Origin of the sequence: Ferroplasma sp. (assembly GCF_031200575.1) — an archaeon.
Classification (GTDB): domain Archaea; phylum Thermoplasmatota; class Thermoplasmata; order Thermoplasmatales; family Thermoplasmataceae; genus Ferroplasma.
The window spans coordinates 1818082-1837311 of sequence record NZ_CP133597.1 but is presented as its reverse complement, the minus strand read 5'-3'; the positions used below and the strand labels follow the sequence as shown (position 1 = coordinate 1837311).

The 19230-nt window shown below is 39.1% G+C and carries 27 protein-coding genes; 4 read left to right on the top strand and 23 right to left on the bottom strand.

Annotation, left to right across the window (positions count from 1 at the left end):
• Nucleotides 1-77 precede the first annotated feature (77 nt).
• From RE471_RS09780 to RE471_RS09765, 4 genes are all read left to right on the top strand, one after another.
• On the top strand, nt 78-224 hold the full coding sequence (locus tag RE471_RS09780) for a hypothetical protein (RefSeq protein WP_309214687.1): 147 nt from the start codon (nt 78-80) through the stop codon (nt 222-224).
• A complete protein-coding gene (locus tag RE471_RS09775) occupies nt 221-2944 on the top strand; it encodes an Eco57I restriction-modification methylase domain-containing protein (protein ID WP_309214686.1) in 2724 nt (907 codons plus the stop codon). Before RE471_RS09780 ends, RE471_RS09775 begins: the two co-directional genes overlap by 4 nt.
• Before the next feature lie 105 nt (nt 2945-3049).
• Nucleotides 3050-3187: a hypothetical protein gene (locus RE471_RS09770; RefSeq protein WP_309214685.1), complete on the top strand. Its 138-nt coding sequence runs from the start codon at nt 3050-3052 to the stop codon at nt 3185-3187.
• A 2-nt stretch (nt 3188-3189) separates the two neighbouring features.
• The gene (locus RE471_RS09765; protein ID WP_309214684.1) at nt 3190-4164 is read left to right on the top strand and encodes a hypothetical protein; all 975 of its coding nucleotides are present in this window, start codon (nt 3190-3192) and stop codon (nt 4162-4164) included.
• Nucleotides 4165-4168: 4 nt separating this feature from the next.
• On the opposite strand, the gene RE471_RS09760 is transcribed toward RE471_RS09765, so the two are convergent.
• The 23 genes from RE471_RS09760 to RE471_RS09650 form a co-directional block, all read right to left on the bottom strand.
• Nucleotides 4169-4648, bottom strand: a complete 480-nt coding sequence (locus RE471_RS09760; protein ID WP_309214683.1) for a hypothetical protein — start codon at nt 4646-4648, stop codon at nt 4169-4171.
• Nucleotides 4649-4795: 147 nt separating this feature from the next.
• Nucleotides 4796-4987: a hypothetical protein gene (locus RE471_RS09755; protein ID WP_309214682.1), complete on the bottom strand. Its 192-nt coding sequence runs from the start codon at nt 4985-4987 to the stop codon at nt 4796-4798.
• A gap of 195 nt (nt 4988-5182) precedes the next feature.
• Nucleotides 5183-5305, bottom strand: a complete 123-nt coding sequence (locus tag RE471_RS09750) for a hypothetical protein (RefSeq protein ID WP_309214681.1) — start codon at nt 5303-5305, stop codon at nt 5183-5185.
• 1 nt (nt 5306) lies between these two features.
• Nucleotides 5307-5915 (bottom strand): hypothetical protein, encoded by a 609-nt coding sequence (locus RE471_RS09745; RefSeq protein ID WP_309214680.1) that lies wholly within the window; start codon nt 5913-5915, stop codon nt 5307-5309.
• A 104-nt stretch (nt 5916-6019) separates the two neighbouring features.
• Nucleotides 6020-6340: a hypothetical protein gene (locus RE471_RS09740; protein WP_309214679.1), complete on the bottom strand. Its 321-nt coding sequence runs from the start codon at nt 6338-6340 to the stop codon at nt 6020-6022.
• 1 nt (nt 6341) lies between these two features.
• Nucleotides 6342-6836: a hypothetical protein gene (locus RE471_RS09735; RefSeq protein ID WP_309214677.1), complete on the bottom strand. Its 495-nt coding sequence runs from the start codon at nt 6834-6836 to the stop codon at nt 6342-6344.
• Between the two features lie 195 nt (nt 6837-7031).
• Complete coding sequence (locus tag RE471_RS09730) at nt 7032-7466, bottom strand: tyrosine-type recombinase/integrase (RefSeq protein ID WP_309214676.1); 435 nt, start codon at nt 7464-7466, stop codon at nt 7032-7034.
• A gap of 145 nt (nt 7467-7611) precedes the next feature.
• Nucleotides 7612-8631 (bottom strand): hypothetical protein, encoded by a 1020-nt coding sequence (locus tag RE471_RS09725; protein ID WP_309214675.1) that lies wholly within the window; start codon nt 8629-8631, stop codon nt 7612-7614.
• Nucleotides 8632-8776: 145 nt separating this feature from the next.
• Entirely contained in the window at nt 8777-8986 is a 210-nt protein-coding gene (locus tag RE471_RS09720) for a hypothetical protein (RefSeq protein WP_309214674.1), read from the bottom strand.
• 15 nt (nt 8987-9001) lie between these two features.
• Complete coding sequence (locus RE471_RS09715) at nt 9002-10003, bottom strand: MJ0042-type zinc finger domain-containing protein (RefSeq protein WP_309214672.1); 1002 nt, start codon at nt 10001-10003, stop codon at nt 9002-9004.
• Nucleotides 10000-10356: a hypothetical protein gene (locus tag RE471_RS09710; protein WP_309214671.1), complete on the bottom strand. Its 357-nt coding sequence runs from the start codon at nt 10354-10356 to the stop codon at nt 10000-10002. Before RE471_RS09710 ends, RE471_RS09715 begins: the two co-directional genes overlap by 4 nt.
• Entirely contained in the window at nt 10346-10621 is a 276-nt protein-coding gene (locus RE471_RS09705; RefSeq protein WP_276935448.1) for a hypothetical protein, read from the bottom strand. The genes RE471_RS09710 and RE471_RS09705 overlap by 11 nt, the downstream gene beginning before the upstream one ends.
• Nucleotides 10618-11457, bottom strand: coding sequence for a hypothetical protein (locus RE471_RS09700; RefSeq protein WP_309214670.1), 840 nt, complete (start codon nt 11455-11457; stop codon nt 10618-10620). Before RE471_RS09700 ends, RE471_RS09705 begins: the two co-directional genes overlap by 4 nt.
• Nucleotides 11454-11828 (bottom strand): hypothetical protein, encoded by a 375-nt coding sequence (locus RE471_RS09695; RefSeq protein WP_309214669.1) that lies wholly within the window; start codon nt 11826-11828, stop codon nt 11454-11456. The genes RE471_RS09700 and RE471_RS09695 overlap by 4 nt, the downstream gene beginning before the upstream one ends.
• A 104-nt stretch (nt 11829-11932) precedes the next feature.
• Nucleotides 11933-12316 (bottom strand): hypothetical protein, encoded by a 384-nt coding sequence (locus RE471_RS09690; RefSeq protein WP_309214668.1) that lies wholly within the window; start codon nt 12314-12316, stop codon nt 11933-11935.
• 1 nt (nt 12317) lies between these two features.
• A complete protein-coding gene (locus tag RE471_RS09685) occupies nt 12318-12590 on the bottom strand; it encodes a hypothetical protein (RefSeq protein WP_309214667.1) in 273 nt (90 codons plus the stop codon).
• Nucleotides 12591-12911: a hypothetical protein gene (locus RE471_RS09680; RefSeq protein ID WP_309214666.1), complete on the bottom strand. Its 321-nt coding sequence runs from the start codon at nt 12909-12911 to the stop codon at nt 12591-12593.
• Complete coding sequence (locus tag RE471_RS09675) at nt 12904-13245, bottom strand: hypothetical protein (protein WP_309214665.1); 342 nt, start codon at nt 13243-13245, stop codon at nt 12904-12906. The genes RE471_RS09680 and RE471_RS09675 overlap by 8 nt, the downstream gene beginning before the upstream one ends.
• Before the next feature lie 4 nt (nt 13246-13249).
• Complete coding sequence (locus RE471_RS09670) at nt 13250-18049, bottom strand: PKD domain-containing protein (protein ID WP_309215757.1); 4800 nt, start codon at nt 18047-18049, stop codon at nt 13250-13252.
• A 5-nt stretch (nt 18050-18054) separates the two neighbouring features.
• Complete coding sequence (locus tag RE471_RS09665) at nt 18055-18360, bottom strand: hypothetical protein (protein WP_309214664.1); 306 nt, start codon at nt 18358-18360, stop codon at nt 18055-18057.
• A gap of 1 nt (nt 18361) precedes the next feature.
• Nucleotides 18362-18631 (bottom strand): hypothetical protein, encoded by a 270-nt coding sequence (locus RE471_RS09660; RefSeq protein ID WP_309214663.1) that lies wholly within the window; start codon nt 18629-18631, stop codon nt 18362-18364.
• A gap of 6 nt (nt 18632-18637) precedes the next feature.
• A complete protein-coding gene (locus RE471_RS09655; protein WP_309214662.1) occupies nt 18638-19051 on the bottom strand; it encodes a hypothetical protein in 414 nt (137 codons plus the stop codon).
• Nucleotides 19048-19230, bottom strand: coding sequence for a hypothetical protein (locus RE471_RS09650; protein WP_309214661.1), 183 nt, complete (start codon nt 19228-19230; stop codon nt 19048-19050). Before RE471_RS09650 ends, RE471_RS09655 begins: the two co-directional genes overlap by 4 nt.

The window sequence follows — 19230 nt, the reverse complement described above, 5'->3', positions numbered from 1 at the left end:
GGCTCATTTCCTTACCCATGTGCAAGAATAGTTCAAATCCAGAACGCAAGAGGATATATTAGAAAAGGTGTAATATGATGGATAATAAAAATAAATACTTCGACAATGAAGCATGTTCAAAAAATGAGATAAGCAGATTAATGGCCATATGGCACACGCCAGAAGGCGAGAAAATTATTTCTAAGGTATTCTATGGTTATCTGACAAGTGGGATGGGAGAATGAATGATACAAAAAAAGAATATAATATTGATTTCGAGAGGGTTGTGGAACTTATTTCAAAGTATAAACAGATAAAGAAATCCGGTGCAATCAGAAACTACAAGGAAGAAGAAACAAAGAAGGATTTCATAATACCTTTATTTGAAGCCCTGGGATGGAATGTTTCCAACAGGGGCGAAACAAACGATTCTATAAGTGCTGAGGAAGCTATATCAAAGAAGAGGGTAGATTATGGATTCAGGATAAATGGAATACCTGCATTTTTCCTTGAAGCTAAATCCTTAAGAGAAGAAAATATCTATACAAATTCAAAATACGTTACCCAGGCAATAGACTATGCATGGATGAAGTCATGTTCCTGGGCAATCCTGACCAATTTCGAAACTTTAGCTGTTTTTAATGCAGATTGGAAGACATCAAATTACGGAAGCAGCGTATTTTTTGTTTTACACCCGGATGACTTTCTTAGCGATTCCAGGTTCGAATACCTTTCCAAAAAGGCCTTTGAAAATGGTGAACTTGATAGGATAGCATCAAAGTATGGAAGGAAACAGGTCAAGAATCCCATAAGCAAGCAGCTATTGCAGGATATGATACATTTTAGGGACATATTGTCAAAGGATATATTAAGAAACAACCAGGACAAGAATTTATCACAGGATGAACTGGACGAATCAGTACAGAGGATACTGGACCGCCTGATATTCATAAGAAACGCTGAGGACAGGATCCTTGAGGAGAACCAATTGCTCTCCAACGCTAGGCAATGGCATGCCAAAGGGAAAGGCCATCTTGTTAAGGAAATATCTAAAACCTATAAGTATTATGATGATAACTACAATAGCAAATTGTTTGCACACCATTTATGCGATGACCTGTATATAGACAATGAAGCTCTTAAGGAAGTTATAGAGGGGCTAAATGAGGCCAAAGATGATTCTTATAGGTATGATTTCTCATTAATAGAATCAGATGTTCTTGGTAACATATATGAACAGTACCTTGGAAATATCCTAAAATCAACACCAAAGCGGGCTAAGTTAGAGGGTTCAAAGGCCCATAGAAAAGAACAGGGAATCTACTATACTCCTTCTTACATTGTTGATTACATGGTAAAGCACACTGTAGGCGAATATATCAAGACCCATTCGCCAGAGGAAATACGCAATGTAAAAATCCTTGACCCCTCCTGTGGTTCCGGAAGCTTTTTGATAAAGGCTTACAAGGAGCTTGAGAATTACTGGAATGAGTATTATTCAAAAAATAAAACCCTACCAAAATCAGCAAGAACTATAAAGCAATCCAAATTTGAGTCGGAGAGCCAGGAAAGCGAACTGGAGTTTTACTCAACAAAAACTGAGATTCTAAAGAACAATATATTTGGTGTTGACCTGGACCCTAAAGCTGTAGAGATAGCCCAGTTGAATTTGCTATTGCAGATATCGGAAAGAAAACAGAGATTGCCATTACTTCAAAGCAACATAAAAGTAGGAAACAGCTTGATTGATGACACCACAATTTCTGCTGATAATGCTTTTAAATGGGAGGTAGAATTCCCGGAAATAATGAAAAATGGCGGATTTGATATTGTTATCGGCAACCCACCTTATTTCAACATAAAATCTGATGATATACTTAGGAATGCTAAAAATTTTAAAATACTATCTAATGGCGTTGTTAATTCTGCTGCTTTATTTATAAAAAAGGGTATAGACTTACTTACAAGGAATGGATACATTGGCCTAATTATACCAAAATCCTTTGCATATGTAGATTCCTGGAAGCCCATAAGAAGAACTATTTATGAGGATACACAGTTACTGACTGCAGTAGATGTTAGTATGGCATTCACTGATGTACTCCTGGAACAGGTAATAATTATCATGAGAAAACAGAAACAAAAACCCTCTGATAAAGTATTCCTGGTATCTAACCTGAATACGTCCAATACATCCATAACCGAAATAAACTACGGTGAAATTATCAAGAACAATACAATTAATTTTATATCAAATTATATAGAAAAGGCAATTTATGACAAAATGAATACTGGATCCGTTTTACTTGGAGATATATCGGATATTTTTGCTGGGCTTGGTGTTCAAAAATTAATTTCAAAAGGGAATACAGAGGGAGAGCGGATAATAAGTGGTAAGGAAATTCAGAGATTTTACATAGGCGATTATCATAATTATTACATAAATGTTAATGAAATCCCTGAGATAAGTAAAGTAAAAAATCTAAGGCTACCAAAAATAATGGCCCAAGACATTGTTGCATTTATTAAAGACCATATAAAAATAACTGCGACATATGATTCAAAAGGCATATTAACCCTAAACACTGTTGATAACATAATTATCACGGCTCCTAATTTTAATCCGAAGTATATCCTTGCTTTATTAAACTCAAAAATAATTTCTTATTATGCTTATATATTTATCTATTCAAGAGCCATAAGAACTATGCACTTTAATAGGGGCTATTCGGGCAAAATCCCAATAAAAGAGCTTCCAAAGGAGGAACAATCCTACTTTGAAACAAGAGTAGATAAGTTGTTAGAACTCAATAAAGAGTTAAATGAATCAAAAAATAAACTAACTGATAAGATAAGGAAACTGAAAGATGAAATAAATTCTCTAGAAAAAGAGATTAATAATAAAGCCTACGAGATATATGGTATAACAGAAGAGGAAAAGAAGGTAATAGAAGAAAGCAGTTAATAATAAGAGGTGAAAAAATTGGATGATGAATTAAAACCAGTGGTATAGGCGGGAATAATAAATGAAATCGGGAGAACGCAGTATTCTGGAAGTACTGCCTGGCTAATGGAATATATAGGGAATGCCGTTGATACCAAAGCTAATGAAGTGAATATGCGACTCCAGTGGAATGCCTTTGAAATATCCGATGATGGAAAGGGCATAAAGCAGTTTTTAAAGGGTAATGTTAAAAAGGTGAAATGATTATGGCAAAAGACAATACTAGATCTTATATTTTTTATCCGTTACAAATTTTAAGCCGTGATTATAAATGGGAATTGGATAAGTTTTTGCCGTATACATCTATAAACCATATAAGATCAAATATATATGAAACAAACCATAACGGTGAAAAAATATTATATTCAATCATTACCGACAAGCCGTATTGGGAGGATGAGGATGGAAATGTGATTCCTGAAGAAATAAAACCTGACGGAATTATTTTTGGCAGGCTATTGAGGCTAAGGAATGAGGCTGTAAGCATGATAGACCTAGATAAGCTTCAGGAGGAAGTATTAGCAAATTCTCCATCCCACTTTTTACTTGAATCTTCGTATTTCGTTATAGATACTAAAAGCAATATCATGCTTGGGCAATACAATAAAGATTCTGTAAATGTATTAAACAAAAGGGCTGGAGAGATTTTTAAAAATTCTTTATTTAAATTAAATTTAAACCATAACTTTGACTCTATACTACCTATTCCAACAAATCAACTAATAAAAGTTATAATAAAAAATGAATCGTCTGTCCACAATTATAAATTATCACTTGGAAGTATTGATTTAGAATATCTTGAAAGATTTCTAGGTCCGGCATCTAAAAGGTTAAGAGCTTTGGCAGACGGCACTACTTTTAATTTTTCTGCAACAATATCATTTAAATTTAAGCCACATTTTAATGATGATAGATATGAAAAAATAAATGATTTATTTATTAAAAATAGGGACAAAAAGCTAGAGAAATTGAAAGTATCTACTGAAGATGGAATATTTGACTTGCTTAACAATAACTTTCTTTATTATCCAGTTACAGTAGAAATGCCGATAATTAAAAGCATTAATGACTATAAAAAGTTAAGGAACAGCATACAGAAATCTATGTATGATATCTTGAGCAAGAATAAAGATGACATTTCCAACAAGCTGCCGACACTGAATGATTTTTATAACATTTAAGAAATCACTGTCTTCTCGATACCATTCCCCTTACCACTCTGAATAAACCAAATATGTCTCTTACAAGATAAAGTAAGAATCCAAGAGAAAAAAATGTACCAAAAGTGCTTGCCAATAAAATGTAATAATATAAGTCTGTACTGAAAAATATATAATCCATAAGAGATAATATTAATGTTAAAAATTGAATAATAAGTGTGATGTAAAATGTTTTGCCTATATTATCGAATGTAACTGTCCTGACAAAGTCTTTTCTTATACTTGGTGTTATTGCAACAAGTATAGAGAATGCTGTAAATGTCAATCCAAGCAAAGTAGCAAGAATCGTAACCAGAAATGGTATGACAGATCTGGGCAATTCCTTTAGTTCTTGTTGTGATAGACTAACAAATAAGATCCATATTCCGACTAATAGCCCCGACAATTCTATATGTTCTGACCAGTATTGCCATATCCTTTTGGATTTGCTTATTGAATTGTCCATTTAAAATACTTATCCTTTTTGTCTTTATAAATATTATTCATTTATATAAATCTGATTGTGTGGCCTTATATGATGTTTGTACGGTTTAAATTTGTTAATATTACCTGTTTCTATAGCATATCTCTGGTTTAATAGAAAGCAAAACTTTCATTTCCGTGATAAATCTATTACGTTCATTTCCTTTATATCTTTCCATGGAATAATGCTATGTTCTGTTTTTATAAGGTCATGATCTAAATCAATTATGAGGGCTAAAATATGAGTACCTTTCCAGGTTACTATTTCTACATATCTGCCTATCCAGAAATCTCTATCAATTTCCAGCATTATATCATTCATTTAAATTCAACCTCAACCACTTTATAAATCTATGCTGTTCTCAGAGACTTCCACTGTATTGCTAAATACACGCCCGCGAACTCCACAATATATTGCATTTTCTTTCATTTTTCGCACCGTAAATCTATTGCTTCCATGTCTTTTACATCATTCCATGAAATAATATTGTTACCGGTTATAATATTTTCATCAGTCCTAATCATCATCGTTCTCTGAATAGCAGAAATCGCCACAGTCTATACAGTAATAATCTCCTTCCATTCTCTCATGGCTGTCCAATGAATGCCCGCATTTTGGGCATCTGTCTGAATAATCCATTTTACTCACTCCCTCCAGTTTTTTTACCACTTCTTATTGCTGTATGTGCATTATTAGCTATGGATTTTGCTAGATTAAACACATCTTCTATTGTTTCATAGGGTGCATATTCTATCGAAAACGAATCTGCTACACCTTTAACTCTCCATTTGATATCATCGCCCATGAACTTACGAACCTGCTCTGCAAATGCCTGTTGTGGTTCAATTTCTACATCATTCTCCCTCTGATTGAAGGCGCTTGGTATATCTATCTTCATGTCATACCTTGATTTATCATATAAAGTTTCGTAACTGGCTGATCTAATAGACAATGAATTTAATTTTTTCGAGTCCGGTGGGATAATGGAATATTTCAGGCTTTCCCGGTTGCCATTCTTTATTAGAGGAGATGTAGAAACGTTAAATATGTTTTCCGGAGTAGCCTTAAAGTTGCCATATCTTGCCAGTTGGGTTTCAGGGTTAAGGTCTATCATAACACTAGGAGTTCTAATCTCAACGTCTATGTTTCCCATTATCCTATCTAACTGCGTGGTAAAAATAAACTGGTGATTGCCTAAATATTTATCCTGGTCATCGTAAAGGTCACCCTTTTTTTGCCTGGATAACAAAAACCATTCCTTTAAACGGGGTGCCACTAATCCCATAAACGATAAAATAAGACTCGAAATCCGCAGAATGTGAGTCAAGGCCTGATTTTTCAAGAGGCACTACTTTATTCTGTAAAAGGAGGGTGTGTCGATGGGGGCGATATCCATAAAGGATTGGTAAATGTCCCCATCTTTAAAAAGCCTCTCTTGCAAACATCGTAATAAATACTGCCGTCCTTGTCAAATTTATTCTTAACAAGCCAATCTGAGAAGTCACTTATTGCTTTTGTTGACATTTCTAAAGCCTGGTCTGGAGATACCCATTTCTCTATTGTGAACCCAAAATCGAGATTATAATCGAAATGGTGGTATGTATTATTCCAAACCCCCGTCATAGTAGCCGAATCTATATTTAATTCATTTATACTCACTGTATCTTTATTCATTTTAATCACTTCCTTTTTTAATATCTTTCCATGTTAGGTAATCCATTGCAGACCTTACACAATCATAGGCAGATGGCGGCTGGTAGTTTCTGATTACATTCCTTGCATATGCCTTGTCAAAGCTAAAACTGAACATTCCTATGTCTAAGGCAAATTCATCTCTATTTTTTGTATCAAGAACCATATTCACTCTTGCACTAAACTTCGCTAAATCGGATGGGACGATTATCATTGTTATTACCCCATCATAATGGTATCCTGGATTTATATAGAAAAGGGATGCGCCGTTCTCTGTTAACCAATTATCAAAATTAATTAGTTCTGCATCCAAATGATACGGTTCGGTTATAAACCAGTATTTACTGCATGAAAGATGGTCAAATAATCTATCATATACACCGTCAAAGAATACTGCCCATAAGCCCTGGAATGTCTTTTTTGAATATATGCTACAATGGCGGCAACCTTTTTCATTCTCAATTCTTTCAATTTGCATTTTAATTACTCTCCTTCCTCATATTCACTTCTATCATCCTCTACATCCATCCTTCAACATACTCCTTCATAGCTACCCGATCGCTTTCTCCGGAAAGGCAAATTTAGATAATGTTCCATTGCCACTTCCTGAGTATAGCCTGTACTTTGCAATATTGATATTGCCTTATCTGGCATTGAAAATATCAACCATGACTCATATGTTTTCCTGAATACTTTCCCGCTCAGGTAAGCTCGGATCCACATTTCCCTTTATGGCCCATCTCTTGAGATTTTGCTCTAACGCCTGGTAAGATGGTATGTAATATCTATTATTTATAAAATTCCTTACTACTTCTACGCCTTTGATGCTCAGATGGATATATCTATCTTTAACTCCTCTTTCCACTCGCTTCGCCTTATGCTCCCTTATATGTATATTCCTTCCATCAAAATCAAACCATTCCCTATTTATTTCCATTTCCTTGAGTTCTGTTATCCTACCTGCTGTAAGCAATAAGCAATCTAAAATAACCTGATTCTTATATTTTTCTGATGCATTCCATATAGCTTTGTATTCCACTGGCCTTAATACCCGGATCTCCTTTTTATTTACACTTCTTAATATTGGCTTTAATGTCCCGTTAATCATAAATAATAGATGTTGAACTTTTATTTAAACTTGAACATTTTTATAAATTATCTTTCAAAACATATAGCTTATCATACCAATTAGAATAGGAAAAGTTGAACTTTTAGCATAGAAGTTCAATATACATTAAAAATATATAATTTAATTATTTCTTTATTTCCAGCTGGGCATTTATATCCTGGATTATATGCCTGGCGTTGTTCATTGCTCTATCCAGATTCTCGTTGCTTAGTGTGTGGCCATCCTGTTTGGCGTTGTCAAGCCATCCTTTCATATAAGCCGCAGATTCATCCCTAAAATTATAGCCAAAGTGTTGTCCTACAAGGTATGTGGACAATTCGGCTTCAGCTTCTCCAATGCCATATGGAATATCTTTCCTGTTCAGGTGATCTAGCCGTGCATGGGACATTTCATGTATCAATGTATGCAGTACATTTTCATCTTCTCCAGGTATCTTCATAACTACTATTTCCTGGCCATTTCCATCTCCGGAATGTGCTGTATATCCCCTGGCACCAATGTGGATGGGCTCTTCTTTCACTGTATAATGTTTCCTTGCAATATCTTTCAGGGTTTTATACAGCTGCGTTGTGGTAACATCCTCCTTTACAGGCTTTGCTTTCCCGGGTATCGGATCTGTCTGTGATATATCATATACATTGCCGGTGCCAAATGTGTATGCGTTCCCTGTGCTTCCAAGGTTAAATTTGTCCTGGACAAGCTTGTCTATTGTTTCATCATCAAGGCCTTCTTCCCGCTTCTTTTCAATAAAGGCCTTAACTTTCCCTGGCATATCTTTCCTTGGAATCCCAAGAGGATAAAGCACTGATAAACCTCTGGCATCTTCCTTTAAAGTTCGCCCGAAATAATTCCATTCATTTTTAGATCTGACTATTGTTGCATTGGGATCCTGAAATTCTATCAGCATTGAATTGAATGATGAGTAATCCCCAAGCATTCCACTGTACTTGTTCATCTGCAATAACAGCTTATCTACGTTTGTAATCTTGGCCATATTATCCAGCATGCCCCATGCCTGCTTCTCAAGCTCTCCAGGTTTAGGCGGTATTTTCTTTATTTCCACTTCCCTGGGTGTCCCATATGACTCTATATTTATGTGCTTACTCTCGTTTCCATTCTTTTTGGTTATCCATCTAGTTGACATATCTATATTTCCTCCTTTTTCATTTTTCCCGGCATTATACCAGGAATTATTTTTATTCGACGCCTTTTTATAAAAGATTTAAGGCGGTTAAATTTCCTTTCAGGTATTATATTACCCCCTATTTTAAAGGGTTTTTACCTTATATCTACACATTTGTATATTTTAGTATTTTTAAATTTTGGATATAAATCTCCAAAAAATTTTTGAAAATTTTTCCTGGATGCACCTCCTTATTCATATTTATATAATAATAGGAAAGCAGCCACCGCCATGTCCCATTTTCGAATTTACACATTGAAATTCCAAGGGTCTTAAGCGATGGGATATAAATGGGATATCCCATTCCATTTCCCATTATCCCTGCATTCATTTATGCTGTCCCCTCCCTGTCTGTCCGTGTATTGACATATCCACCACAATCAGGGCATTTTGTTCTTTTCGCGGATCCGGAATACTCCCAGGCATAGCCACAATGGGTGCATCTCACCCTTCTACCCGAATTCTCCTTTTCCTCTATATCTGCAATATATATGCGGCCGTCACAGTTAGGGCATCTGGCCATTGCCCTGGAACCAGTATAATCCCATTCATAGCCACATTCGTCACACTGGAGATGTATAGCAGGCTTCCCGTTTTTCATTACAGTATTGCCTTGTCCTATCATGTTTAATTGATCTTCGAAATCCTTGAATTTGTTTTGCATGTATTTGTTTTTTGCATCTTCATATTTTTCTCTCAGTTCTTTGCTGGGCAACGCAAATTTCACTGTCTTTATCTGTATTTCAGATATTCCCCTGCGAATCCTTGGATATTTTGCCAGTGGCCTTTCAGGGTCAAAGGGATTCCTGGATGTGAGCTTTGGCTTCATAACGCCCTGGACATCAGTAGCTTCAAATTTAATATGTACCAGTTTCCTGCTTTGTCGCTCAATAAAGCTTTCATCGGGCACTGTAATAAATGTCAGGATCTGCTTGTACCGGAATCCCTGTGTAGCTCGTCCAAATATCTTTGAGGCCATGTTCTGCCATTCCCTTGCTGGTATTCCCAAACCGGCGTCATCGAATATTATAACGCTTCCACGAGGCAGATCCGAGTTAACTAATCGTATAAAGTCCTGGACCGTAAACACAATCCGGTCTGCTGAGAAATTCGGATCCAGCCTTTCTGCAAGCCTTATAGATGAGTACGATTTGCCGGAACCAGTATCACCAACAAACAATGCAATAACATTCCTGTTTTTCCTTATACGGTGGTAAAACCACTGAATAAGCCACACGCTGTCATGTGCTATGTCGTAGTCATTCTTCCCTGTTTTGGCTATCCATCTACTTTTTATCTCGTTTATTACATCCTCTCCATTATTTTCCGTCATATTCCTTCATCACTCCCCTCTGAGTATGTTAAATTCTCAGGAATCATCAACCCAAGCCTGGTATACAACCTGGCAATGCTGGCAAGCCATTCATATAATAATTCATAGCCATCACTGATATAACGGCTGGATGGATAATTCCTTGAAACATCCACAATCTGTTTCCGCATCAACCGGTATTCGCCCAGGTATTCCTGATCATGGTATGCTGAAAGAACACCATGCAGGGCCTTTAATTTCTCTCCCCAGTAGTACAGGTTCCTGGGATTGTGTGGTGCTTCCCCTGGATATTCCGACGCTTTTACCAGCAAATCATAAAGAAGTCTGAGCCCTTCAGGTGTTTCACTGTCCATCTCCACCACCTCTCAATAGATAGCATCTCATTGGCACTGTAGCATTGATCAGGCTGATCTGTGTACAGTATAGGCTTTTCTTCTGTGTTTCTGGCATATCATCGAATATCTCTGCCAGCGGAGGTGCCCTCTGTCCAGGATCCTCGGCTTCCTGAAAGTTTCTATAAATAAAATTAAACCATACATTATTCTTTAGACCCGGCAACCTGAACAGCATATCCCGGAATACATTCTCTGTATGCCAATCCTTTACTTCGTCTCTCATTTCTCTTCCTCCTCATTCTTTTTCTTTATCAATGCCCTCAAATATTCAGGGTTTTTCAGCAGATCCGCAACTTCTTTCTCATATGTGTTTGCTTCCTCTTCAGAGATCTTCTGCTTCTGGATTACGTTAAACACGTTGTCCCTGTATGCAGATGTAATGGCATCTATGTTCTCAGAGGTCTGCCTTGTTCCCTCTGTAATGCTCTCAACACGCCCCATCTTCCGGAGTTTTGCAACTTCGAGCAATGTGTCCTGAAGCATATCAGTCAGGTCATCCAGCACACTCTCGAACATTGCATATTTTGCCCGGTTATAATGCGCCCAGGCTATGTCTACCCAGTAGGGTATGCTCGAGCCATCCAGGTATTTTACATCAATGCACCAGTATGTTATTCTCCCGTTGATTCTCCCCGATTCCAGTGTAAGGCCTGCTTTCTTTTCCACGAGAGACCAGATATCTTCGGAGACAAATAGCCGGTCCCAGTCCAGAAAATCAGATGTCGGTACCATCAGGAACACACCATCACGTGTCCTCAGTGTCCTTGAATACAGGTATATCATTGGAATATAGACCGCAATAGAAATTATAGTGTATATCGGGCCAACAAGGATATATTCGATATATGCCAGTATACCACCGATAATCAATTGTGGTATCATTGTCCTTGCAAGTGACCGGAAAGAAACGAATCTTGATAGCCTTGCAATATTTTCCCCTGACTTATCCCTGAAGGCTTTTTTCAATTCCTCTTTGCGTTCTTCCTCGCTTTTGTGCCATTTCTCAAAGGATTTCTCCCTGTGCCTTTCCAGCCATCCTCTTCCACTGGAATCTTTCATATGCGCATCACCTCCCTTTTCTCTTTCTCAAGGAGGTATTTCCTTGCTGTGAACAGTGCAATTGCTATGGCAAACCCAGAGGCAACGAAGGCCTTAGCAATCCCCAGTTCGTACTGGCTAACCGTGTATGCCAGTGAAGGCGGCTTAGGGGCGTAATATTTCTGTATTGGCGTGCTGGCAATTATCTCGTCAGGATATTTGTAGACATGTGTGCCCAACCCAATTATCACACTTGCAGTGGACCCGGTAATGTTAAAGTCTATTGTTTGTGTCCCTACCACAGTGCCGGATTGTATTGTCTGGCCATTCACATTGATTGAGTAGGACGTGTTCTCTGTTGAAATAAATGTAACCATCCAGTGCGGGTACATGAGTGCTCCAGACTGCCCTGGAGAGACTGATAGGTACTGCTTTTGTCCAGGATATGATGATACTATGCTAACGCTCTGGACTTCGTGCCTGGTAAGGATTCCGCTCAGTATTGTATGGAATGAGTATGTAACCCGGAAAATACCAGGCTGGCATTGGCGTATTTGTCATATGTATGCCAGGAATATGTAAAGTTAAATGCTCCCAGTGAAACACCGGTTTCAACAGTTGTGCCATTGGCCTTAAATGAAAATGATCCGGAACCGAACAGGTACACATGCCATACTGGATATGCCTGGACATTTGTACTGTTCACCGGGACATATAATAAATCATTAGAGTTTGATATGGTAGAATATACCACAACATGGCTGGATGCTGGCTGGGCAGCTGTGGCAACTTCTGGCGAATGAGGTTGGGCAACAGCAGCTGAAGTAAATACCAGGCATGCAAACACCAGTACAAGCAATACAGCAAGGAAGGCTTTCAAATTAATCCCTCCTTTTAAATTTCAGGAGGAACCTTACGTACCTGGTCCGCATTATCTCTTCTATCTTATGGTGAGCTTTTCTCCTTTCCTTTGCGGAAGAAGCGATGCCAAATATTAAAGATCCAGATGTTGCATTGGCTGCTGGCTTTGATGGTGCAAAGAAGCCCCTGATCATGTGCTCCAGCAATGGCAATGTTATGCCCAGTCTGTAAAGGACAAATATGCCTATAATAAACACGAAAATGGCCACAACTATATCGGTGATTTTTCCCATCTACTCCTCCTCAAATTTGCCCTTAGCTATGTAGGCTATATCTGAATCAATTACCCTCTCCATCCTCTCATTCCCTGCGTATTTGTCACGCAGCAGTGAGAGTTCAGCCATTGTGTCACTCTTGCCGTATTTATTTACAGCTTTTACCAGGGCTTTCTTCCTCAAATTGTCAGCTAAATCGACGGCATAACCAGCAATAGCCAATCCATGTATGTGGATATGCTTCAGCTGTGCCTGGGATATCTGTGTAGCCTTCTGTACTACCCTGTTATTTCTAAGAGGGTATGCTTTTCCATTTTTCCTTGTTCTAAACTCAGTCATTTCTTTTACCTCCTGATACATATTTTATGCTCGACACTATACCGGCTTTTAGTTCTGGCCTGTGGTAATCCAGCCTGTATAGGTCAGATAATTTTTCCAGTGTTTCCTTCCTTCCATATTTTTTCACTGCCTTATCCAGGGCCGCGTGCTGTTTCTGCACCGGTTCCTGAATATGGTATCCCACAGAAGTGAGGGAGCCGGGATGCCTTATCCCTACCATGAGGTCATCCCGTAGCTCCCTGGAAGATACTTTCCTTGCACGGCTATAGCTATTCTTCTCCGATATGGGTATAACCCTCCTTTTTCCATTCTTTTTCATAGTTCTATATTTCATATTTTCACCTCTTTCTCCTGCCCTGCAGCACAATGTCCTTCCTCTTCTTCCCTGTGCCTTCCTGGATCACTACATCGGGGTCCCTGGATGCATGCATGCCTGCATATGCAATTATCAGGCCTCCTAACGTCAGTAAAACAATAATAAAGTTGGAAATCCCGCCAAAGAATGTTATTAGGTCTCCAAGGGAAAATCCTGATGCGGATGCATAATTGCTTGTTACTGTGAATGGCGCGGATATATGGTTGCTCTGGGAATTGTTGTTGAATGCTACGATCGATATGCTGTATGTACCTGCTGAGTAATCCCTCTGGTTCATTGTGATGTTGAAATGTGCTACTTCGCCGGAAGATGTGTATGATGAACTTATTTCTGAGATATTCAGTTCTGTAGTACTAAGGAAAGCTTCTACTGCTACGATTCCATTGGAAGACACCACCTTGATGTTGTAGAATTCCATTGCACCTGCTGACTGTTTGGTGTATGATATTGCTATGCTGCTGCTCTTGCCCTCCGGCACTACATCGATGGTTTTGTTGTCTGTGGCGGAAGCTCCCAGGCCATCTGTGACTGTGACAGATATTGAGATGTTTCCGGTATTGTCAAAATAATATAACTGGTTCTGGCCAGAATAAGAAGATCCATCGATAAACCAGGAATATGTGAAAGAATTGGAATCGGGTGCTGTAGCAGTAGCATTCAGTGATAGCATGGTGTTGACCGGTATGATTGATGGTGGAGTAAAATTAACTGACGGAGTAGCCGGTACCATGCGCACATTCAAGTCTTCTGTATAGGTCTGGTTGTTATATCCAAATGTAGCCACAACAGTGTTAAATTCATTGTACACGGGGAAATAGTATGATATTGACAGGCCCGTTAAACTCTGGCCATTCGGGAAAGACCATGTCATGTTATAAATAGACCCAGCATCCCAGTTTGCTGTGGCATTGAAATAGAAATACTGAGTTATATTCCTGTCAGTACTGTAAGTTATTGATACTGGAGGTGGAAGGCTGAATATTGATATATTGGCATAGCCTTTCGCACCGTTTGCCGATGTCACTGTGAAATGCACCGTATAATTTCCTGCCGGGAATGTATAAAGCGGGTTCTGTTCGAGTGAGTAATGCCCGGCAGAGAACGTCCAGTTGAATGAATAATCTGAGCCGCCTAAAACACTGGATGAAAACTGGACTGATAGTGGACCAAGGCCTCTTGTGGTATTAGCCGCTATTGAGACATATAAATTCACATATATTGTGTAATTCTTTGTTACAGTGTAGCCTGACGAATCAGATAGTTTCACCTCGAAGGTGTTGGGTCCTGACAATGAAAATATATGGGATACATTAAATCCTGACTCGTCCTGGTCAGAAAATATCCAGGATACAGAGTACGGACCTATGCCCCCAGTTACATTTGAGTATAATTTGAAACCCTCTGATACTGTTGGCGTCCCGTTCCAGTAAACATCTATTTCTGGATCTGGATAAACGGTTATGTTTATATATGAATTTGCATCCTTGCCAAAATAATCTGAAACTATTAACTCAACAGTATAAGTTCCAGGAGTTGTAAATGAATATGGTATTGATGAATTGTAAAATATATGTCCGGCTATCAGGAATTCATCTTTGTAGGGGCCTATTCCTCCAGAGGTCTCGGCCCTGAATGAATCTGGGACATGTGCATCTATATTTTTATGCGATGCTATTATCGATGATTCGGGATATTTTACAACAGTTATATCTATTATATTTGATGCCGATACATTCAATGAATCATATATTATTATTTTTAAAGAGTACACTCCTGGTGATGAAAATGAGTATGATATTGACGTCCCGTTTTCAAGGTATGAATTGTTGATATACCATAAAGCCTTTACATATGGCGCCGTGCCACCTGAAATTGTTGCATTGAAGACGTCTGTGGTGTTTACATCTATATTTGGATATTTTGAAGTTATCGATACGGAAGGAAGTGAATTTACTATTATTGAGATAGATGCATGGGCACTGTTGCCGTCTGCATCGTAAACTGTTATTGTAATATTATACTGTCCTGAGGGGAATTCATAATCCAGTGAACTGGAGTAACCCACTATGCCTATTGATGAGACTGAAATCGAATAATTAAATGGGCCTGTCCCGCCTGACACAATTCCGGATATCGCCACTGGGAGACCGGTATCTGTAGTGGATGATGATACTGATATGGAGACCTTTGGAAGAGGGTTTACAGTTACATTAAGATAAGTATAGGCCTTTGCACCCTGGCTATCAACTATAAGAAGGGTAATATTGAATTTCCCGGTATTTGGGAAAGCATATTCTAAATACAGGCCCGAGCTTGTATTAACACCATTAATATACCAGTAATCATCATATGGGGCAGTACCGAATGAGCCGAAGGCCTCCCAGTATGTCTCTGTGGAAACATCTGTTTCATTAGGCCCTTCTATAAGTGCAGATGGTTTTTCAATGACCTTTATAGATATTGATGTTTTATATGATTCCCCAAGTGAGTCAACAACGGTGAGGTTTATAACATATGTTCCCGTGCTGGAAAAAGCCATATGGAAGGAAGAGGAATAATTTAGGATTTCTGAGCCCTCAGACCATGTTGTATTATATGGCCCTGTGCCGCCGGATATTTCCGCTGTCAATGTGTCATTAACTCCCTGGTCAACAGGATTGAATTCGGAATTTATTTTGGCACTGGGATCAGGATTTACAACCTCACTTACTGATGCGGATGCGGTATTTCCATTTGCATCAGTTATTTTTAGTGAAACCGTAAAGGTTCCTGGAGATGTAAAGGTATAATTCACATAATCAGAATAGAAATTTTCTCCGTTTATGGTCCATGTCTTGTTATATGGGCCGGTACCGCCGGATATTACTGCGGAGAAATTTGCCCATACATATGCATCTGTTGGGTTATGAATTACCTTTATTGATACTGAAGGATCAGGATTTACAGTTTCCTTTAAAGAAGAAAATGCTGTATGACCGTCGCTATCGGTTACAGTGAGGTTTACATAATACACTCCAGAAGTTGAAAATGAATAGGGAAATGATGACGCTGTGGATTCCTGAACACCGTTCACTGTCCAGTTATACGTATCTGCTCCTGTACCGCCCGATACCGATGAGGTGAATGTAACAGAATTTCCGGAATCTGTTGGGTTCTGGCTTGAATATATCGTAACGGATGGATTCGGGTTTATTGTCACAGTTACCGATGCCGATGATGTAACACCAACACCATCTGTCACGGTTACAGTTAAAGTGTATGACCCCGATGATGAAAATGAATGCGAGAAATCCTGCGATGTCGATATTACATTTCCATTCAGGGCCCAGGATTCATTATATGGTCCGGTTCCTCCGCTTGGCGTTGAACAGAATTCTATCGGATAATTCACATCCGCACTGGATACATTTGATGAGGCTGAAACAACAGGATCGCTATTAACGGTCTCTGACATTGATGTGGATACCGAGTAATCTGCTGCATCGCTAACTGTGAGGTCTATTGTATATGTTCCTGAAGAAGTGAATGTCACATTTATATCCTTTGTATAGTATGTTGTTCCATCCGCAGACCATGTGTAATTGTATGGGGAAGTGCCACCAGATACAGATGAGGAAAATTCAACAGTTTTTCCTGTATCTGTTGGGTTTTGACTGCTTGTTATAGATACGGATGGATCAGAATTGACGGTTTGAATGAGGGAAGAGGATGCATTGAACCCATTGGAATCGGTGCTGCTGTACACAAGGAGGTATGTTCCTGAGGAGCTGAAAGTGTAATCAAATGATGAAGTTGTGCCTGAATCCAATTCGGAATCAGATGTAGAAGTCCCATCATAGAGAACATAGGAATATGAATATGTTCCTGAACCTCCGGATACTGATGTGCTAAAATCTACGGATTGGCTGGCATCTGCGGGATTATCTATTGCTGATATTGACAATGTGTATCCTGCACTTCCATTAAGTGTGGTAGATTTATATGAAAAGCCCGTGGAATTTGTTGCAAGGAAGAATATTGAATAATCTGTAGAAGCAGAAAAAGATGTTGTGTATAATGAACTGGTAGCCCCTGAGATGGCACTCCCATCCAAATACCATTGATAACGAGATGGGGTAAAATTAGATGGAACTGATGATGTGAAAGTCCCGTCCTGCTGGGGTTTTAAATAGGTTGGCCCAGAAACAGTGAAAGAGGAAGAATATAGAGCTGAATATAGTACTATTGTGCCTGTCTGGTTTTTTGAATCCAATTCCAGAGTCCACCCTGCACTCACACCCGATAGTGAACCGTACTGTGTCCATGTATATGATGGTTGAACTGAAAATTTCCAGCTTGTTGTAGAATGAGATGTAGTCTGATAATGTATAGTGCTTCCAACCTTAAACTCCGTATGAGTGTAAGTCTGGCTATGTGTGATATCATAAGATGAAACGTTTCCGGAACCAAGCGTGTACCCATCCCAGGATAATGTCCAGCTAGAAGTAGAAGGAGCGGCAGGATATGCGGGGTAATCAGGAGCAGGATATGCGCTGGTACTCATTGCAGAGGTTGAACTGGTACTGCTTCCAGAGACGGTATAATTCCAGGTAGAAGTATCACCATAGTATTCATCTGTTGCTGTGCCGGAAGCAACTAGTGATGGAACTGGAGGTGACGTGGTAATTGAAGAGGGTGTATGGATATCCGAAGATAATACAGCTAACCCCGAAAGCACCATTATCAAAGCGAATGTAATTGCAATTATTTTTTTATAATTCATTTTATTCAAACTAAATCACCTACAATTGGGGTGTCGTGGAGGACATGGAAAACAGTCAATGAGCCACCTATAACGGATATAACTCCAACGGTAAACACTGGGAGACCAAAAGGGCCAAGAGAAAGAGAAGTGTATACAATGCCAGATATCACAGACTGCGTAAGAGACATTGCTATGCCAACAATCACACCTATTACCGAAGAAATCTCATGTAGAATCATCCCTATGATTGAGAGGAACATCTTTTCAAATGTTTGAAACGTAAAATGTTTGATTGCCTTTCCCCAGGAAAAGGGATTCCACCATGCCATCTCAGTCACCTCCTACAACTGCATTGACGCCATCAAAGAGCATAAATGCGGCAAATCCCCCAGCAATAGATAGTGAGACTGAGACTACCATAAGCAATGGGATAAGAGGGCCATAAGAGGAAAATGAAGATCCCCAGGAAACAAAATAGAAAGAAATTTCATTGCCTAGCCAGTCAGAAAAATATATAATATCGGCTCCAAATATGCCTATAACGCTCCCGAAGAATGATAGGAGCAGATGCCAGCCTGAAGTGGAAAAATTAAATGACACTTTGCCTCACAGATCGTTTTCAACGCCGGTTACATCACGCTCTCCGTCTATGAACACGAAGAAAAGGTAACCTACCATAATGGCAAGCCCGAGTCCAACCACGAAGGCCAATGGTGCCCAGACACCGTAGCTGGACATGGAAAATCCGAAGGACTGGAACATCATCACTATGGATTGGCCAAACCCGCTGAATACCTCCCCTATTAGGCTGCCAAATGCAGTAGATATATCTTTGAAGAGACCGAGTATTACGCCCCAGAGGGAGGTAAAAATTGAGCTGCCCAGGGAAGAAGTCGTAGTGTGAACTGTGGCACTTAATTTGGATATGAAAGGCAGCAACAGGGATACAAGCACTATGGCTTTTGCATGTAAAAGCATGAGGGCTTTTTCCTTGAGGCCCAGTGATATTCCACTATTCATCTTGTCCTCCTCTTGGTTGTTTTCCTTCTCCTGGGAGCTGCCCTGGTATGGGTAGTAGATCTGGTAGAACGGACTGGAGCTCTACTCCTGGTTGTCCTTTTTACCTTTCTTGCTGTTGAAGGTACCTTCCTTGTTGCCGGCTTTCTCCTTGCTGTTTTTCTCTTTGTTGTTTTATACAT

Excerpts from the sequence above, each read along its gene's own strand:
- RE471_RS09685 (WP_309214667.1), bottom strand. The coding sequence starts at position 12,590 with ATGGGAAAAATCACCGATATAGTTGTGGCCATTTTCGTGTTTATTATA.
- RE471_RS09680 (WP_309214666.1), bottom strand. The coding sequence starts at position 12,911 with ATGACTGAGTTTAGAACAAGGAAAAATGGAAAAGCATACCCTCTTAGA.
- RE471_RS09650 (WP_309214661.1), bottom strand. The coding sequence starts at position 19,230 with ATGTATAAAACAACAAAGAGAAAAACAGCAAGGAGAAAGCCGGCAACA.
- RE471_RS09705 (WP_276935448.1), bottom strand. The coding sequence starts at position 10,621 with ATGAGAGACGAAGTAAAGGATTGGCATACAGAGAATGTATTCCGGGAT.
- RE471_RS09655 (WP_309214662.1), bottom strand. The coding sequence starts at position 19,051 with ATGAATAGTGGAATATCACTGGGCCTCAAGGAAAAAGCCCTCATGCTT.
- RE471_RS09765 (WP_309214684.1), top strand. The coding sequence starts at position 3,190 with ATGGCAAAAGACAATACTAGATCTTATATTTTTTATCCGTTACAAATT.
- RE471_RS09760 (WP_309214683.1), bottom strand. The coding sequence starts at position 4,648 with ATGGACAATTCAATAAGCAAATCCAAAAGGATATGGCAATACTGGTCA.
- RE471_RS09695 (WP_309214669.1), bottom strand. The coding sequence starts at position 11,828 with ATGTACCCGCACTGGATGGTTACATTTATTTCAACAGAGAACACGTCC.
- RE471_RS09700 (WP_309214670.1), bottom strand. The coding sequence starts at position 11,457 with ATGAAAGATTCCAGTGGAAGAGGATGGCTGGAAAGGCACAGGGAGAAA.
- RE471_RS09720 (WP_309214674.1), bottom strand. The coding sequence starts at position 8,986 with ATGGGAAATGGAATGGGATATCCCATTTATATCCCATCGCTTAAGACC.
- RE471_RS09710 (WP_309214671.1), bottom strand. The coding sequence starts at position 10,356 with ATGGACAGTGAAACACCTGAAGGGCTCAGACTTCTTTATGATTTGCTG.
- RE471_RS09730 (WP_309214676.1), bottom strand. The coding sequence starts at position 7,466 with ATGATTAACGGGACATTAAAGCCAATATTAAGAAGTGTAAATAAAAAG.
- RE471_RS09775 (WP_309214686.1), top strand. The coding sequence starts at position 221 with ATGAATGATACAAAAAAAGAATATAATATTGATTTCGAGAGGGTTGTG.
- RE471_RS09735 (WP_309214677.1), bottom strand. The coding sequence starts at position 6,836 with ATGCAAATTGAAAGAATTGAGAATGAAAAAGGTTGCCGCCATTGTAGC.
- RE471_RS09725 (WP_309214675.1), bottom strand. The coding sequence starts at position 8,631 with ATGTCAACTAGATGGATAACCAAAAAGAATGGAAACGAGAGTAAGCAC.
- RE471_RS09740 (WP_309214679.1), bottom strand. The coding sequence starts at position 6,340 with ATGAATAAAGATACAGTGAGTATAAATGAATTAAATATAGATTCGGCT.
- RE471_RS09750 (WP_309214681.1), bottom strand. The coding sequence starts at position 5,305 with ATGGATTATTCAGACAGATGCCCAAAATGCGGGCATTCATTGGACAGC.
- RE471_RS09755 (WP_309214682.1), bottom strand. The coding sequence starts at position 4,987 with ATGAATGATATAATGCTGGAAATTGATAGAGATTTCTGGATAGGCAGA.
- RE471_RS09675 (WP_309214665.1), bottom strand. The coding sequence starts at position 13,245 with ATGAAATATAGAACTATGAAAAAGAATGGAAAAAGGAGGGTTATACCC.
- RE471_RS09715 (WP_309214672.1), bottom strand. The coding sequence starts at position 10,003 with ATGACGGAAAATAATGGAGAGGATGTAATAAACGAGATAAAAAGTAGA.
- RE471_RS09770 (WP_309214685.1), top strand. The coding sequence starts at position 3,050 with ATGGAATATATAGGGAATGCCGTTGATACCAAAGCTAATGAAGTGAAT.
- RE471_RS09780 (WP_309214687.1), top strand. The coding sequence starts at position 78 with ATGGATAATAAAAATAAATACTTCGACAATGAAGCATGTTCAAAAAAT.
- RE471_RS09665 (WP_309214664.1), bottom strand. The coding sequence starts at position 18,360 with ATGGCATGGTGGAATCCCTTTTCCTGGGGAAAGGCAATCAAACATTTT.
- RE471_RS09670 (WP_309215757.1), bottom strand. The coding sequence starts at position 18,049 with ATGAATTATAAAAAAATAATTGCAATTACATTCGCTTTGATAATGGTG.